Below are 16,912 nucleotides of genomic sequence, written 5' to 3'. Positions count from 1 at the left end.
TATTATCATGCGAGTGAGCTCTTTACACTAAAGTCAGGACGCCAATCAGCGTCTTTTAGTATCGATTCTCACGAAGATAGACAACGTTGTCAAATGTATTTAAATCAAACCTCTATTCCCCTATTAAAATCCACTGCTTTCGCGATCAATTTCCCGGCCGAAAGACCAGACGATGATGCAATATTGATTTCTGCGAATCTCTCTTGGTATAACCTCCGATGGAGATCGCTATCGGATCAATGCAAATCGACTGAGCTTCCGGTAAGCCTCAGAATAATCCTGGCAAGGCCAAGTACATGGTGACCATAAAAGATATTGCGGCGGACGCCGGCGTTTCCTTCAAAACGGTTTCGCGGGTTGTCAACAATGAAACCGGTGTCTCAGCAGCCGTGAAGGATAAGGTTCAAAAAAGCATCGAAAAACTCGGCTATCTGCGCAATGATAATGCCCGCAACATGAGATCCCAGCGCTCCAGACTCATTGGTTTTTTATTGCCGACGATAAATTCCGGATTTTTTCATGCGATCCACACCAGCGCGCTTATAGCCTGTGAAAGCAAAGGCTACGGTCTTTTACCCTATCCTATTGCTACAGATCTTTGTTCTGAAAAAGCATCGCTTGATGCTCTCCAGCATTTTGTTAAACACCGCCGCTTGGATGGCATCCTTATCACAGCCCCCTACGTTAATATGACGTCGATCCATCGGTTTTTAAAATCGAATAAAATACCCTATGCGTCGATTGCTCCCATAGGGGAATTTCAAAAAGGTCGATACATCATTTGCAATAACCGAGAAGGCATGTACCGCCTCACACAGCATTTGATCGATCTCGGGCATCGACGCATCGGTTATGTATCCGGTGCTGAAGGTGTCATCGCCACCGTTGATCGTAAAGAGGGATTTTTAAAAGCTCTGCAAGACAACCGCGTTACACCGCAGGAAAACCTTATTTATCCAGGGAGTTTTACTCCGGATTCAGGCTTTGCAGCGGCAAAACAGCTTCTGTCTCTGCCCAAGCCTCCCACCGCAATCGTCTGTGCGAACGATCGCATGGCCGCTGGAGCCCTGCAATACGCCTATAACGCGGGCATCAATGTGCCGAGAGATGTCAGTATTACGGGCTTTGATGATGGTGCAGAAGCCGAATTGCTAGCGCCCCCATTAACCACCGTGCGCCAACCCACACAAGAGATGGCAACCCTGGCCGTGCACAGTCTGATTGATTTTCTCGAAAACGGGACAAGATTCCGTAAAATTGCACCCTTGGGCTGTGAGCTCATCGTCCGATCATCAACCGGCGCTGTGAAATCCTGATGGATCTTCATCGTCACAATTCCGAAAGCAGATAAGCACGAGCAGAGACGCCCCCTACTCCGGGACTAAGGTTTCACACCGAAAGTGCGCGCTGGGAGACGCTCCCGTTTGCCCAAGCTGAGCATTTAAAGCGTTGACCAACAGCGGCAGTACTTGCGCCATCGTTGTTTTTAACGTCCAAGGAGGATTGACGACAAACATTCCGGCAGAAGTCATACCAAAGCCGTCTGTATCTTCGGCAATACCCAGTTCAAATTGCTGAATGTTTCGAATGCCACTCTTTCGCCATTGAGCTTGCATGCGCTCGATACGCGCTCGCTCAACCACGGGATACCAAAGCGCAAATATTCCCGTACTGAATTTACGATACGCTTTTTGCAACACGTCCATGACAAGCTCGTATTCCGTTTTAACCTCATAAGACGGATCAACCACTACCAGCCCTCGCCGACAGCTGGGCGGTAATCTCGCCAAAACTCCTTTTAGACCGTCCGACGCTTCGACGTTAAGGCGCCGAAAGGCAGCCAAGTTTTCCCTGAGCAAATTCACATCAGCCGGATGCAATTCATAACACCAACCCTGATCCTGTGGACGCAGGAATTGAGCGGCAATCAACGGCGAGCCGGGATAAAAATGCCTCTCCCCCGAAGGATTGCATTGATCCAAGCACGCCAAATAACGCTGAAGCTCCGGAATGTCATCATGTTTTAGAATGGAAACACCCAGTTCCGCTTCCTGCAATTTTTGCGACGCCTCTGAATTCAGGTCGTACTTACCCGCGCCACTGTGGGTATCGATGTATTGAAACGGTTTATCTTTCTGACACAGATATTCCAAAATTTCGACCAATACCAGGTGTTTTAAGACATCGGCGAAATTGCCGGCGTGAAAGGCGTGTCGATAGCTCAGCAAATCGTCAATCTCCGAATAAATGGGCTTGTCAGGGGCGTCTCTGGCGCGCGATGGTAGCAGGCTGGTTCCCTCCCGCCCAATCTCTAATTTAAGGAAAACGCCGGCTATTCCCCCGTTGAGAGGCAAATCGCGCCAATGACACGGCAGGACCGTTTTGGGAGTCTATTTGTCACGCAAAACCTGTTAAAGTGATGGCGCTTCAGTTACCGTTTGCGCCGCCAAGGAAGGTCCTTTGACTGAGTTTACGCCACCTTCGATACAGCACCTGCTCGCTCCAGTCCGACGCTATGCCTTAATCATTTCTCTACTGCTCATTATTCTTACAGCATTGACTGGCTGCGACGGAAAACCAACCGAGCGCTCTACATCGCACACCGGATCTGAACCCTCATCCGCCGCCGCGGACATGAAACCCAAGACATTGCCGGCGGCAAGCTATGTCGGCGGAGCACACTGTCAAAGCTGTCACCAACAGGAGCATGCGGATTGGTCCGGCTCTCATCACGACTTGGCCATGCAGCCAGCGACATCGACCACGGTACTCGGCGATTTTGACGAGAGCGTTTTCTCCCATCGGGGCATCGACACCCGATTTTCACGAACCGACGGTGTTTTTAAAGTCGAGACACAGGGTGCCGATGGCGCCACAAGCCGATTCGACGTTCTCTATACCTTCGGCGTCTATCCTCTACAACAATATTTGGTCTCGCTGCCAGGAGGTCGTCTGCAGGCCCTCAGCGTCGCCTGGGATACCCGCCCCGCCGAAGACGGTGGGCAGCGCTGGTTTCATCTCTATCCCGATGAAGAGATCTCTCCCACAGACCCACTGCATTGGACAGCACGCTCACACAATTGGAATCTCAATTGCGCCGAATGTCACTCCACCCATCTACAGAAAAACTATGACGCCAAATCTCAAACCTATCAAACCCAATGGTCTGACATCGACGTCAACTGCGAAGCCTGCCATGGCCCGGCATCCAATCACCTGATCTGGGCCGATCAACAACAGCGTTCGGCCTATCGGTTTGGCACGTTTAAAGGCCTTACACATCGGTTCTCTGAACGGGAAAATGTGCATTGGTCATCAAACGAAACCAGTGGTCAACCCGAGCGCAGCCGTCCCAGGACCACAGAGACAGAAATTCAGGTCTGCGCGGCTTGCCACTCCCGTCGCAGTCAACAATTTGAAGACGATCGCCGCGGACAACCTCTACTCGACAGCTTTCTGCCAAGTACGCTCGATGAAGGCCTCTACCACGCCGATGGACAAATCGATGACGAGGTCTATGTGTATGGCTCGTTTTTGCAAAGCAAGATGTATCATGCCGGAGTAACCTGCAGCGACTGCCACAATCCCCATTCCACACAGCTAAAGGCTGAAGGTGCAAATGTCTGCCTGCAATGCCACAGTCCAGATTACCAAACGCCCAAACATCATTTCCATCAGGTTGCCGATCCCGCCAAGCAACCCGATTGTCTCGACTGTCATATGCCGGGCAAACTTTACATGCAAGTGGATTATCGCCGCGACCACAGTTTCCGTATCCCGCGCCCGGACCTGACCGATTCTCAGGGTGTTCCCAATAGCTGCAACGCCTGTCACACCGATAAAACACCACAGTGGGCCAGTGATGCGCTCGTTGCTCACTACGGACACAAGCCGATCGGTTTCCAGCAATTTGCCCAGCCGATTTTCGATGGAAGAGCCGGGGCGACAAACGCAGGTATTGGACTGGCATCGCTTTTGGGAGACGACAGTATGCCGTCGCTGGTGAGAGCGACGGCTGCCGCAAGCCTTGATAACTACTTGAGCAACGAGACGGTCACTGCTCTAGCATCAGCGCTACAGGACGATGATCGCCTGACTCGAATTTATGCGTTGGAATCTCTTGCGGGACTGTCTCTGGAATCGCGCTGGTCATTGGCGCGCCCCCTCCTCAATGACCGCACAAGACTGGTTAGAACGACGGCGGCCAATCTTCTGGCTGACCTGCCTTTGGATACTTTGGCACCCGCCGACAAACGCCTTGTACAAAGAGGATACGACGAGTACTTGCAGGCACAGCAATTCAGCGCCGACACCCCTCAAGGACTAGTGAACGCCGCGCAGTTTCTAGCGCGTCGAGCTCAATATGATGAGGCGGAAAAAACCTATCGCCAGGCTCTAGACCTCGATAAATCCTGGCTGCCAAGCTACGTCAATTACGCAGATTTACTGCGCCAGCTTGGCCGAGATCAGGAAGGACGAGAACTGCTTATGACGGCCATCAAGCGCTATCCGCAGTCTGCCGACGCCTATCACAGCCTTGGGCTGCTCGAAGTCCGCGAGAAAAACTCCCAAGCTGCTTTGGCTGCTCTAAAGGAGGCCGCGAGTTTGGCGCCCGCGAACGGCCATTATCAGTATGTCTATGGCGTAGCACTGCTTAACTATGTCTCTGCCGATGCCGCACTTCGCTTTATCAGCCAGCAATCGAACACCTCACCTCAATTGGAAGAACTTAGACAGCAAATTATTCAACGTTGAACAATCAGGTGCGACTAAACGTGTAGTTTCAGCCCGCCAGCTTTATACCTACCGAACTGATACGGTCACCGTCAATATCACGGATGATCAATTTAACAGGCCCCAATTTGGTTTGATCGCCAACCACCGGCTTACCATGAAAGGCCTTCAGCAAATAGGCTTCCACCGTTAGCTCACAGATAGACTCGTCCAGATCCAAACCATAAGCGCTGGCAACATCCGCCAGGCGTGCTGCGGGCTGCAGGGCGAATTCGCCAAAGAAGCGACCAGCCTCCAAAAGATTGGATTGTGCAGCCGGTGCAAATACCCGCCCCAGGGCATCTCGCGCAGAGGTTGGTGCAAGAAATAAGACCTGATCATCCGATGACAATACCGTCATCTCGTGATTGTTCAACAATTCTCCCTGGCGAATAACTCCCACCAATTGGCTTTCCTTCGGCACTGACAGTTGACTGGCGTCTGTACCAATTACTCGACTTTCTCCAAGAACAGGATAGAGCAATAGCTGCCTGTCGTTATCGTGTTTAATGGTGAGATAGAGACATTCTGGTTGTTTGGCTGTTGGCGGCAATTCAATTTGCAGCCAGCGAGCGACTGCCGGTATTGTCCAGCCTTGCAACACCAGGGAAATCAACACAACAAAGAACACCAACTCAAAATACGTTTGAGTGTGCTCTAACCCCGCCAATGATGGAAACAACGCAAGAATAATCGGCACCGCACCACGCAAGCCACACCAACCGATAAACACCTGTTCGCGCCACGGAAAATGAAACGGCAACAAAGAGATGACGACCGCCAATGGCCTGGCAATAAAGATCAACACAAACGCGATCGCGAGGGCTGGCAGAATCAGTGGCACCAGATTGCTCGGGGTAATCAGCAGCCCCAACATAAGAAACATTCCAATCTGTGCCAACCAGGCCATGCCGTCGTGGAAACGACCAATATCATGCCGGTAGTGCAACGGGGTATTGCCGACAATCGCGCCGGCGATAAAAATAGCCAGAAAGCCGCTGCCACCCCACAAAGTGGTAATCCCGAACAGGCTTAAGCCACCGGCCAGGGCAAGCAACGGGTAAAGTGAAGATGGCAGAATCAATCGCTTTAACATTTGTGCGAGTAGATAGCCTCCGGCAAAACCAATTGCCAACCCCAGCCCCATCTGACGCAGCAACTCATTGACAATGGTCCAGCCCTGACTTTCATTGCCGCTGAGCTGCAGAATTTGCACCAGGGTTAGCGTCAGGAAAATAGCCATCGGATCGTTGGAACCGGATTCAATTTCCAGCGTTGCGCCGGTTCGCTCTTTGAGCTCAAGTCCTGCATTTCTCAGCAAACCAAATACCGCTGCGGCATCGGTAGACCCCACGATCGCACCGATCAAAAGCCCCTCCTGCCAGGGGAGTCCGAGAATGGTATGGGCAGCAAATCCAGTAATGCCAGCCGTTGCCACAACACCGACTGTGGCGAGGGATAACGCTGGTTTGAGGCTCACACGAAAAGACTCTTTGCGAGTCCCTAAGCCCCCATCGAAGATAATAATGGCCAGAGCCAAATTGCCGAAAAGAAACGCCAGACTGAAATCATCAAATTGAATACCGCCAGGACCGTTTTCACCGGCGAGCATCCCTAAGACTAAAAAAACCAGTAGGATTGGCGCACCAATTCTCCGAGTCAGTGTGCTGGCGAGCACACTCAACAGAGCCAGTATCGCGGCACCAAAAATATATTGATAAATTACGGCAATGGACATACGTGTTGCTAGAAAATTGGTAAAAACGCCGCGGTATTTCCGTCGGACACTCTGCCGTAAGCTCCGTTTAGCGGCGCGAAAAACGAACGATCTTTAGTAACTCAGTAGGTTTGCTCCGAAGATGGGTGGGTGTTAAACGCCCAATGGCATCTCAGCGCCATAGGGTCGCACACATGGATAAATCACGACTGAAAGTCCACAAGTAAAACAATCAGTCCTGTACCAGGGGCGCAAAGGTCGCGTTTGTCAGGGTGACTAAATCGGACGGCATCAACTCTATCTCCAGCCCTCGACGTCCGGCACTGACATACAGTGTTTGCAAGGCTTTTGCGCTGGCATCGACAACCGTAATCAGTCGCTTTTTTTGGCCGAGCGGACTCACACCGCCCAACACATAACCGGTGGAACGTTCGACGTCTTCCGGCTTGGCCATTTCGGCTTTTTTGGCTCCGGCCGCTTTCGCGATCCGCTTTAAGTTCAGTTTAGACGCCACAGGGATAATGCCCACCGCCAGAGCGCCTCCGGTCAGCATCACTACCAGTGTTTTGTATACCCGGTCGGGCTCGATGTTGAGCTTTTCCGCCGCCTCCAAACCGTAAGAAGCGGCGCCGGGATCATGCTCATACTCATGGATCCAATGGGTTATTTTGCGTTTTTTCGCAAGCTCGATCGCAGGTGTCATAGTGATCTCACTGTGGCATCTCAAATCCCACCGGTGCGCCCGGCCCCAGCGGCAACCCCAGCAATGTCCAGACAATCACCAACAGAACGCCCGTAATCAGCATCCAAACCGAATACGGAATCATCATTGCCGTCAGCGAACCGATGCCAAAGTCCTTCTGCCAGCGCTGAGCAAAGATTAACACCAGAGGAAAATACACCATCAGAGGTGAAATAATGTTCGTCGCCGCATCTCCAACGCGATAGGTTGCTGTCGCACCTTCCGGGCTTATACCCGACAGCAACATCATGGGCACCAATACCGGCGCAAGCAGCGCCCACTTGGCACTGGCAGAACCGACAAACAAGTTTAGGAATGCCGAAAACAAGACAATCAGTCCCATCGCTAACGGCAGCGGAAGACCACTATGCTCAATGATGTGCGCCCCGTGCACGGCAGTAATCAAACCGAGATTCGACCAGTTAAACATGGCGACAAAATGCGCCGCAGCAAATGCCAGTACTAAATAGTAGCCCATGTCTTTCATGGCTTCTGACATCATCGCCACCAGGTCCCGGTGGTTTTTTATGGTCCCGGCGGCAGATCCGTAAGCCCAACCTGCGGCTAAAAACAAAATAAAAAACCCTGCCACCAGCGATTTAAAAAACGGAGTCGCGGTCACATACCAGGCCTGCCCTTCCACCGCGGTTTCGTCATTCAGCAATGGAGTTCCTGGCCCTAATGTCATCAGAAGCCAGGCAACACAGACCCCAAGCAACGCATATCCCGCCCACCTCAAGCCTTTGCGCTCCGCATCGCCCAAGGGCTGATCCTCGTCGCGAAAGGAACTGTCGGCAGAAGGTGTCCACTTGCCTAACCGGGGTTCAATAATTTTGTCGGTCACATACCAAATAACCGGCAGGTAGACCAACAGCAATACGGTGACGAAATACCAGTTGCCGGCGATATTCATGGTCCAGCCAGCGTCAATCTGAGACGCATCCATGGCGGCTTCTGTAATACCAAACAGCAGCGCATCCAATTGTCCGGGCGTGATATTGGCCGAGAAACCGCCAGAAACACCGGCAAACGCCGCAGCAATTCCCGTGAGGGGATGCCGCCCCGCCGCCGCATAGACAAAGGCCGCGAGAGGAATCATGACCACATAGCCAGCATCTGCCGCGTGATTCGACAGCATAGCGACGGTTGCCACCACCGGAGTCATCAAATACAAAGGTGCATTGCGGACCGCCAAACGAATGCCACTGGCGAATAAACCAGAACGCTCAGCAACACCCGCCCCCAACATTACGACGAGGACATACCCAAGCGGATGAAAGTGGGTGAACGTCGCCGGCATCTCCGTCCAGAGGCGCTGGATGTTGTCACCAGACAACAAGCTTTGCGCCTCAAGGATCAATTCGGAACCGTCCGCCAACGTCTGCGTGGGATGCACAGCAGACACGCCCAGACCGGCACACACCAGAGAGAGCGCAATAAGACCGAGAATCAAATAAAAAAAGATAAAAACGGGATCTGGCAGGCTGTTGCCGACGCGCTCTACGAAGGCTAGAAATCCCTTGGACGGGCTGGGGGGAAGCGTTTCACTCAAGCACTGACTCCTTGTATGCAATGGCTGGCATTTACATCAAGATAATCGACTTGGCGAGCAATAGCCACCCATCAACCCGTTACCGGGGTGATGGGAATAGGAAGGCGATGATTCAATAACGGCGAAGGCTCATCCCCAACGTCGATGAGCCTTCAGCGATCTATGACGCCCGAATGGGTTCACCGGCGTGCGTCATTCGGTCTTCTTCCGGCTCAATATCTTTAAGCGGGTCTTCGTAACCGTATTGGCTCAAATCCGCAACGTCGCGATTGTGTGTTTGCCAGTCCATGCGCTCTTCATAGCTTGCCTTTGGAGAAAACAAGCCCGTCCAGGCGTAGATGATTCCAATAATAGGAGTCATCCAGCAGGCAAACGACAGGGGAATGTAGAGCAGGTTTTCGAGATTGCCCCCCGAAACCCCCAGCCCGAGTGCACTGATAACAAACGCACCGCCAGCGTTCCAGGGGACCATGGGCGACATCAGGGTGCCGCCTTCTTCAGTGGCGCGACTCAGGTTCAATGTTGAGTAACCCATGCCACGATAGACAGGCGAATACATACGGCCGGGCAAAGCGATGGATAAATACGGATCGCCGGCCACCATGTTGGTACACACCGATGTCCCGATGGCAGCGGTCTGCACAGCTCTAAACGAATGAACTTTGGTTAAAATCGCCGCAATGATGGTTTGCAGGCAACCGGTACGCTCCAGCGCACCACCAAACCCCAAGGCAATCAATATCAGGGAGATGGTCCACATCATCGACTGAATACCGCCTCGGTTCAGCAGACTGTCGATCGCTGGCACACCTGTCTCTATCGAATAACCGCTGTTGGCAAAGGTGAAGACATCGTGCAGCGTTGCACCTTGCGCAATGATCGCGGTTAAACCACCGATTAAAACACCGGCAAACAACGAGGGAATCGGCGGCTTCTTCATCGCCGCCAGAATAATGACCAGCAACGCTGGCAGCAGTAACCAAGGCGAAATAACAAAGTTATCCTGCAACGCTGTTGTGATGGCATCTATCCGCTCAAACGACGTATTACCACCGTCGATCAAACTGAACCCTGCCCAAGCGTAAATCACCAGAGCAATAAGCATCGCAGGCACTGTGGTTGGCATCATGTTGCGTATGTGGGCAAACAGATTCTGACCGGTAACGGCAGGAGCAAGATTCGTGGTGTCTGACAGCGGCGAAATTTTATCGCCAAAAAACGCCCCAGAAACCACCGCGCCAGCAGTCCAGTACATGGGGACATCAAAGCCCGCCCCAATTCCCATTAATGCCAGCCCCACCGTACCAACGGTTCCCCAAGAGGTTCCGAGAGACACAGACACAACGGCACACATAATCATGGATGCTGCCAGGAATATCTGTGGCGACAGAATCTTCAAGCCGTAATAAATCAATGTCGGCACGGTGCCACTGGCGATCCAAACACCGATGATCATGCCGACAACAATCAGAACCGACACCGACGGCAGAGAAACCGTGATAACCCGGAAAACACCGTCTTCCAACTTGGGCCAATGCATACCCAAATAAACCCCGACCAGGCCGGTGATTGCCAAGCCAATTGCCAAGGGTATATGCGGTGTAAAATCGTCGAAGTAAAACAGTTGCAAGCCGAGCAACATCAATGTCAGGACTACAGGAGTCAGCGCGAGAGCCAGTGATGGCTTACGAGCTTGGGGTTCTGTGGAAGTCATGAATTCGTCCTAGTATTTATCTGATGTCCTATCGAAGGGTTCGTGTTGAAAAGGATCATCCTGATCCTTTTCAAACTGCGCGGGTGTTCGCCGTCAAGGTCAAGGCGACGCTGGCGATCAGGTTGAAGATGCCAGCAGACTGGCATTACCTCCGGCGGCTGTGGTATCCACACACAGGTGCCGCTCCGCCAGGAAACGCTCCGGTGCCAGCGCTTCGGTGATCAATGGAATAATCGGCCCCTTGCGTTCGGCCAGGGCCTGTCGTATCGAGGTAAGCCAACCGCCATCGCCGCTGGCCGCGACCGCGTCTATACCGCCGACGCCTTGCAGCAGCGTCGGCGCCAAAGAGCCGTCGAGACCCACAATCGGAACACCAACGGTTTGCAATGGACCTACCCGTTCCGCGGCATTGTCCATTATCAACACGACCCCACATCCGGCACCTAACGCCTGCACGGCTTGTGCCAACGCAATATCGGTATTGGTTCCCAGACAGAGAACAGTACCACGCGGGAAAAACCGCAACTGGTTACTTTCTCCAGTGGGTCCCGGCAACGTATGGGGTGTCGTATCCAATGCCGCAGTCTCGGTAAGTGCTTTGCGCACAATGCCCCGTGAGCCACTGAGCGCTTTACGCAGTACCGCCACCTTATCCTGTCGAGCCTGCCAGGCTTCTGCGTCCAGATTATCGACGGCACTTTGTACACGATCGGCGCTGATGGCATCGGCATCGGGCACACCGCCAATAATTTCCGGCTGGGAAATTTGTCGAAACCGGGTCAGATATAAAGGCCCCCCCGCTTTAGGCCCCGTTCCGGAAAGGCCTTCGCCACCGAAAGGCTGAGAGCCAACGATGGCGCCAATTTGGTTGCGATTAACGTACACATTGCCCACGTGAATGCGCTCTACCACCTGCTGCACCCGGTCATCAATCCGCGTGTGCATGCCAAACGTCAGTCCATAACCACGCGCGTTGATTTGGTTTACAACCGAATCCAGATCCCGCGCTTTAAACGTTGCCACATGCAGGACCGGGCCAAAAATTTCTTTCTCCATCGCGCCGATACCTTCGACGCGAACAATGGTGGGAGCAACATAATGGCCCGTGTTCGGCACCTTCAAACGCTTAACGACGCGCCCCTGTTGCCTGGCAGTATCGATATAGCGGTTGATGTCACTGCATGCTTCTGCGTCAATCACGGGTGGGACATCGGTCGATAAAAATTTCGGATCGCCGATCACCAGAGAATCCATCGCGCCCTGCAACATTTTCAGCAAACGTGCTTCGGCGTCTTCCTGCACATAGAGAATTCGTAGAGCGGAACAACGCTGACCGGCCGACTGAAACGACGACAGTAAGATGTCTCTGACGGCCTGTTCCGTTAACGCGGTGGAATCCACCAACATCGCATTTAAGCCACCGGTCTCGGCAATGAGAACCGCTTCGGGACCAGCGTTATTCGCCAACGCTTTATGAATGATTTGCGCCACTTCAGTTGAGCCGGTGAAGCAAACGCCAGCGATGCGAGGGTCTGACGTCAAAGGTCCACCAACACTGGCGCCATCTCCCGGTAGAAGCTGCAGGACGCCCTCAGGTACACCAACACCGTGTAACAACTCTACCGCACGTGCGGCAATAAGAGGCGTCTGTTCGGCGGGCTTCGCCAGTACGGTGTTGCCCATCACCAGTGCCGCCGCAATCTGACCGGTGAAAATCGCCAGCGGGAAATTCCAGGGAGAAATACACACAAAGGCACCCCGAGCACGGCCGGGTTCATCTGCCTCAAGGCGCTCCGCTTCACTGGCGTAGTAACGCAGAAAATCAACCGCTTCACGTACTTCGGCAATGCCATCTGCCAGTGTCTTACCGGCTTCCCGTGTTGCAATTGCGGTTAATTCCGCAATGTTTTCCTCGTAACAATCTGCGGCCTTGCGCAAAATATCCGCGCGCTCTGCAACCGGTCGGGCCAACCATTCATCGACGCTTGCAAGCGCCGCATTCAGAGCCGCATCGATATTGTCAGGCGTCGATAAAGAGACTTTGCCAACCAAATGCTGAGGGTCGGCCGGCGAAGATACGTCGATCACGTCCCCAGCATGACTGTGACTGCCTCCGGCGATCATCGGCCCCGCTTCATAGACTTTTTCCATGAAGGGTTGACGTTGCTCCTGCAAAGGCTTGATCGACGCAGGCTCGTTAACCCGATAGCCTTTCGAATTCAACCGCTCCGGCAGGAAGAGATCAGACGGCGGTACGATCTTGGGGTTTACAACGGACTCGCCGAGGGCTTCTACCGTCGCTACCGGATCTCCAGCAATTTGAGTGGCAGGAATTTTGTGGTCAACAATTTGGTTCACGAAAGACGAGTTTGCACCATTTTCTAGCAGGCGCCGCACCAAATACGCCAACAAATCCCGATGCGTTCCGACAGGCGCGTAAATTCGGCATTGAGTATCTGCACTTTGGCGGACGATGCCGTGCAGAGATTCCCCCATGCCGTGCAAACGCTGAAATTCAAAGCTGGACCTATCATCGCCAGCTAGCGCATTAACCAATGCACAGGTGTGGGCGTTGTGAGTGGCAAATTGTGGATAGATACGATCGCGGCGCTCCAGCAGCTGGCGAGCACACGCCATATAACTGACATCGGTATTACATTTACGAGTGAACACCGGGAAACCAGACGTTCCCATTTCTTGTGCGAGTTTGATTTCCGCATCCCAATAGGCACCTTTAACCAAGCGCACCATAATCTTGCGATCCAACCGCTCTGCCAGATGATAGAGCCAGTCAATCACCTGGGATGCCCGCTTACCGTAAGCTTGCACAACCACGCCAAAGCCTTCCCATCCGGCCAATTCAGGATCCGACAGTAGACTTTCAATGACGTCCAGGGAGAGCACCAATCGATCCTGCTCTTCTGCATCAATATTGAAACCGATATTTGCCTGGGCTGCTTGTTTTGCCAGGGCCAACGCACGGGGCACCAATTCATCCATTACGGTTTGCTGCTGGATAAATTCATAGCGCGGATGTAACGCAGACAATTTTACCGAAATTCCCGGACTGGTTCTGACATCGCCCTGGGCGCGTTGGGCAATGGCGGCGATTGCCTGACTGTAGGCATCGCAATAGGCTTTGGCGTCCTCTTCAGTACGAGCCGCCTCCCCCAGCATATCGTAGCTGTAGGTGTAGCCTTTTTTCTCCCAGTCACGTGCGTTCTTTAAGCCCTCATTAATGGTTTGCCCGAGCACGAACTGACGGCCGAGAATTTTCATTGCCTGGCTTACCGCAGTTCTCACCATCGGTTCGCCGACGCGTTTTACCAAGCGCCGCAACGCCAGCGCAGGGCCTTTGGGATCATCGTTAATGACCTTACCCGTAAGCATTAACCCCCAGGTTGAGGCATTGACCAACGGCGATGTTGAGTGACCTAAATGCGCGCCCCAATCCGACGGGACAATCTTATCTTCAATCAGGTCATCAATGGTCTCTGCATCGGGAACACGTAATAACGCTTCTGCCAGACACATAAGGCCGACACCTTCTGTCGTCGATAAACCATACTCCGCCAAAAAGGCTTCCATCATCGTTGGTGATGTATCACGCCTTACTTTTTCTACGTATTCAACGGCTTGCTCGACAATAGCGTTACGTTTTTCAGGAGACAAATCGAGTCGGCTGATCAAATCCGCGATAAGTGTTTTTTCGTCTGCGTTGTAGGCACTTAAAATGGCGCTTCGCCAATGACTCGATGGTTGTGTCTGACTCATAGTGTCTCCCTTTGCGTGTTGGCGACCTGACTTGGCCGCTAAGTTTGCATTGACTGGCCCGCGGCAGCGAACGCCACGGCCGTTTCTACGTCTCGTCTTGCAGACCCAGCATTACCGCAATAACACCGACGAGCCGTAATCTTCTGGCGCCGGTATTACGGAACGTTTTGGAGGGTGCCCATTCTTATCAAATGTTTGTACAAAAACTCGAACCCCATAGGGGGGAACGTTCAACCTATAACAGCGAAATACTGAATGCAAACCAGTGCTTCCTCGCTGAAGATCGATTATCACGACACCATACTGTCGAATATCACCGGTTTCAGCTGATTCGAAGTCATGCCTGTTAACCAGTAAACGTGTATTTTTTAAACATTGCTTATCTGTTTACGACGGCGTTATGGCGTTTGGACGCCTTGGGCGAGAAAATCGATCAAGAATTGGTCAAAAAGGCGGGAAATGCGGAAGACGATGCCAAAATCAGCGGCGCTCATGTAAATCACCGTGACGAATGCGGCTGCGAGAGGATATTTTAATCGCGAACTGATGATGAGGGAACAGGGTAAACCGACGACCGGATTTAGGAGAAGCGACCGCGCGTGATGAGCGGTCGTCACCGTCATGCGTGTTATGCAGACAACGCTGAAAGCGCTTTTTGCAGCTCTTCGGCCAATTCAGGATTGCTCAGAACACCCTTTTCAGCATCGAAATTATCGTAAAACGAGGGTACGGACAGACTGGCTTTTACGTCTAAATCAAAATAAGGCGCGGAACCGACAGCCGTTCCCAGTACGCTTTGTGCGCCTCCGGGACCAGGAGAGGTTGCCAGCAATACAGCGGGCTTGCCTTGATACACTTTGGGGTTAATACGTGAACTCCAGTCAAAGACGTTTTTATAAGCTACGCCGTAGGAGCCGTTGAACTCACCGAAAGAAATAATCAAAGCGTCTGCTTCACCAATTTTGCTAAAAAATGCTTGAGCAGGTTCAGGAACGCCGCCTTCCGCTTCGCGGTCCACACTGTAGATTGGCATTTCAAAGTCGTTTAAATCGAGAATTTCATAGTCGGCACCCTGCTTTTCCGCCAGTGTTTTTACGGCATGAGTTACCAATTGTTTGTTAATGGACGCTTTCGAATTAGAGGCGGCAAAGGCAAGAATTTTCATAACATCGACTTCCTGTAAGAACAGATCATTGAATGAGGGCTATGCAGGTCCAGTGACCTATCACTGGATGACAATGACATCGTACATTAGACTCATTTAATGATTAATAGCCAATTACTAAATAGCTTGTTTCCATATGACTCGTAATTGGCTATATGATTCGAGTTTGAGATGGCCGTCAGCAGGACGGCCTTACGACATCCGTAAGACATCCGTAAAGAGCCCAACGATGCCCTACCCGACCAACTTACTTGATGGCATGGTCATTTTTAGCCAGGTTGTCACCCTCGGCAGCTTTACTCGCGCTGCTGAGGTAACCGGACACTCTACCTCCCACATCAGCAAGGAAATCAACCGACTGGAAGAGCGATTGGGGGTGCGATTGCTCAACCGTACCACCCGCACGCTGCGCCTCACGGCGGAAGGCGAACTTTATTTCCAGCAGAGCCAACAGATTATTGCGGAAGCTGCGGAAGTTCAAAACGCCCTCTCCGGCCAGCAATTGCAACCTACGGGTACACTGAGGGTCAGTTGCCCTCCCAGCTTTGCATTTATCCGCATGCAAAGAGTCTTCTCGGAGTTTCTATCCCTCTATCCTCAGGTTGATCTCGATCTGGATCTTAGCAACCGAAAAGTCGATGTGATCGCCGACGGTTTCGACGTCGTGGTACGGGCCACCTCCCACCTGGAAGACTCCAGCCTTATCCACCGACGAATTATGCGATCGCGCGCGATCACGCTCGCCGCCCCCTCTTATTTGGATACCCACGGAACACCAAAGACGCCAGAAGACCTAAAGCACCATCAATGCCTGACTTACGCCTATTTGAAAAACCCGCGAATTTGGCCCTACAAAAATCAATATGGAATGGAAATCAACGTGGAGGTAACCAGTCGTGTCAGCGTCAACAGTTCAGAAATGGAAATGTCTCTGTGTCTAGCGGGACACGGAATTTCTCGAATGCCGGAGTTTCTCATTACCGATCACATAGAGAAAGGCCATTTAGTCGAATTGTTTACCGACTATCAACGCATACCGATCGACGTTTACTTGATTTATCCCAGTCGAAAACACATGTCGGCAAAAGTACGCAGCTTTATCGATCATGTCAGTGGGAAAATGGCTGACGGAACTAGCCCGCATTGATGGCCTCGTTGAGAACGCATCCTCTAACTTCAGCCAGCGCCAAGGCGACACGCCCTAACGGATGCCGAAGGCGTTCTTTAATTATCAGGATCGAGGTATTCACGACAGGAAGGTTACAGGAAAAAAATCCCACAGAGTACTCAGTGGGAATACGCTTTGGTAACAGACAAAGGTTAGGGAATCCTTGGGAACCTCTGATTAATTACCTGCGTTGCCATCGCTGCGTTAAAAATGATCTCAAAATGCTCATTTACACCACGTAAACTGTGCTTTTTCGATCATTTTTGCCTCGCCAAGGTTAATCAGAGATTCCACAGGAAAAGAAAAC

The 16,912-nt window shown here is 52.2% G+C and carries 11 protein-coding genes; 4 read left to right on the top strand and 7 right to left on the bottom strand.

Annotated elements, in window-relative coordinates; genetic code table 11:
• The first annotated feature begins 296 nt into the window (after positions 1-296).
• A complete protein-coding gene (locus ACXAFR_RS26235; protein ID WP_475182870.1) occupies positions 297-1,316 on the top strand; it encodes a LacI family DNA-binding transcriptional regulator in 1,020 nt (339 codons plus the stop codon).
• A 54-nt stretch (positions 1,317-1,370) separates the two neighbouring features.
• On the opposite strand, the gene ACXAFR_RS26230 is transcribed toward ACXAFR_RS26235, so the two are convergent.
• A complete protein-coding gene (locus tag ACXAFR_RS26230; RefSeq protein ID WP_475182866.1) occupies positions 1,371-2,228 on the bottom strand; it encodes a 23S rRNA (adenine(2030)-N(6))-methyltransferase RlmJ in 858 nt (285 codons plus the stop codon).
• Between the two features lie 232 nt (positions 2,229-2,460).
• Between ACXAFR_RS26230 and ACXAFR_RS26225 the strand changes: the two genes are divergently transcribed.
• Positions 2,461-4,755: a multiheme c-type cytochrome gene (locus ACXAFR_RS26225; protein ID WP_475182863.1), complete on the top strand. Its 2,295-nt coding sequence runs from the start codon at positions 2,461-2,463 to the stop codon at positions 4,753-4,755.
• 28 nt (positions 4,756-4,783) lie between these two features.
• Here ACXAFR_RS26225 and ACXAFR_RS26220 read toward each other — a convergent pair whose 3' ends face one another.
• The 5 genes from ACXAFR_RS26220 to putA form a co-directional block, all read right to left on the bottom strand.
• Positions 4,784-6,511, bottom strand: coding sequence for a potassium/proton antiporter (locus tag ACXAFR_RS26220; protein WP_475182861.1), 1,728 nt, complete (start codon positions 6,509-6,511; stop codon positions 4,784-4,786).
• 211 nt (positions 6,512-6,722) lie between these two features.
• Positions 6,723-7,193: a Cys-tRNA(Pro) deacylase gene (gene ybaK / locus ACXAFR_RS26215; protein WP_475182858.1), complete on the bottom strand. Its 471-nt coding sequence runs from the start codon at positions 7,191-7,193 to the stop codon at positions 6,723-6,725.
• Between the two features lie 7 nt (positions 7,194-7,200).
• Positions 7,201-8,784 carry an AbgT family transporter gene (locus ACXAFR_RS26210; protein ID WP_475182857.1) on the bottom strand — a complete coding sequence of 528 codons (1,584 nt, stop codon included), beginning with the start codon at positions 8,782-8,784 and terminating at the stop codon, positions 7,201-7,203.
• A 160-nt stretch (positions 8,785-8,944) separates the two neighbouring features.
• Positions 8,945-10,498: a Na+/H+ antiporter NhaC gene (nhaC, locus tag ACXAFR_RS26205; RefSeq protein WP_475182854.1), complete on the bottom strand. Its 1,554-nt coding sequence runs from the start codon at positions 10,496-10,498 to the stop codon at positions 8,945-8,947.
• Between the two features lie 117 nt (positions 10,499-10,615).
• Entirely contained in the window at positions 10,616-14,272 is a 3,657-nt protein-coding gene (gene putA / locus ACXAFR_RS26200) for a bifunctional proline dehydrogenase/L-glutamate gamma-semialdehyde dehydrogenase PutA (protein WP_475182853.1), read from the bottom strand.
• A gap of 359 nt (positions 14,273-14,631) precedes the next feature.
• On the opposite strand from putA, the gene ACXAFR_RS26195 reads away from it, so the two are divergent.
• On the top strand, positions 14,632-14,808 hold the full coding sequence (locus ACXAFR_RS26195) for a hypothetical protein (protein ID WP_475182850.1): 177 nt from the start codon (positions 14,632-14,634) through the stop codon (positions 14,806-14,808).
• A 92-nt stretch (positions 14,809-14,900) separates the two neighbouring features.
• Here ACXAFR_RS26195 and ACXAFR_RS26190 read toward each other — a convergent pair whose 3' ends face one another.
• On the bottom strand, positions 14,901-15,437 hold the full coding sequence (locus ACXAFR_RS26190) for an NADPH-dependent FMN reductase (RefSeq protein WP_475182847.1): 537 nt from the start codon (positions 15,435-15,437) through the stop codon (positions 14,901-14,903).
• Between the two features lie 229 nt (positions 15,438-15,666).
• On the opposite strand from ACXAFR_RS26190, the gene ACXAFR_RS26185 reads away from it, so the two are divergent.
• A complete protein-coding gene (locus tag ACXAFR_RS26185; RefSeq protein WP_475182845.1) occupies positions 15,667-16,584 on the top strand; it encodes a LysR family transcriptional regulator in 918 nt (305 codons plus the stop codon).
• Positions 16,585-16,912 lie beyond the last annotated feature (328 nt).

The sequence above is a fragment of the Pseudomaricurvus sp. ABR4_320 genome (assembly GCF_056159445.1).
The sequence above is the reverse complement of the archived record's forward strand: the minus strand, read 5'-3'. Positions and strand labels throughout refer to the sequence as shown.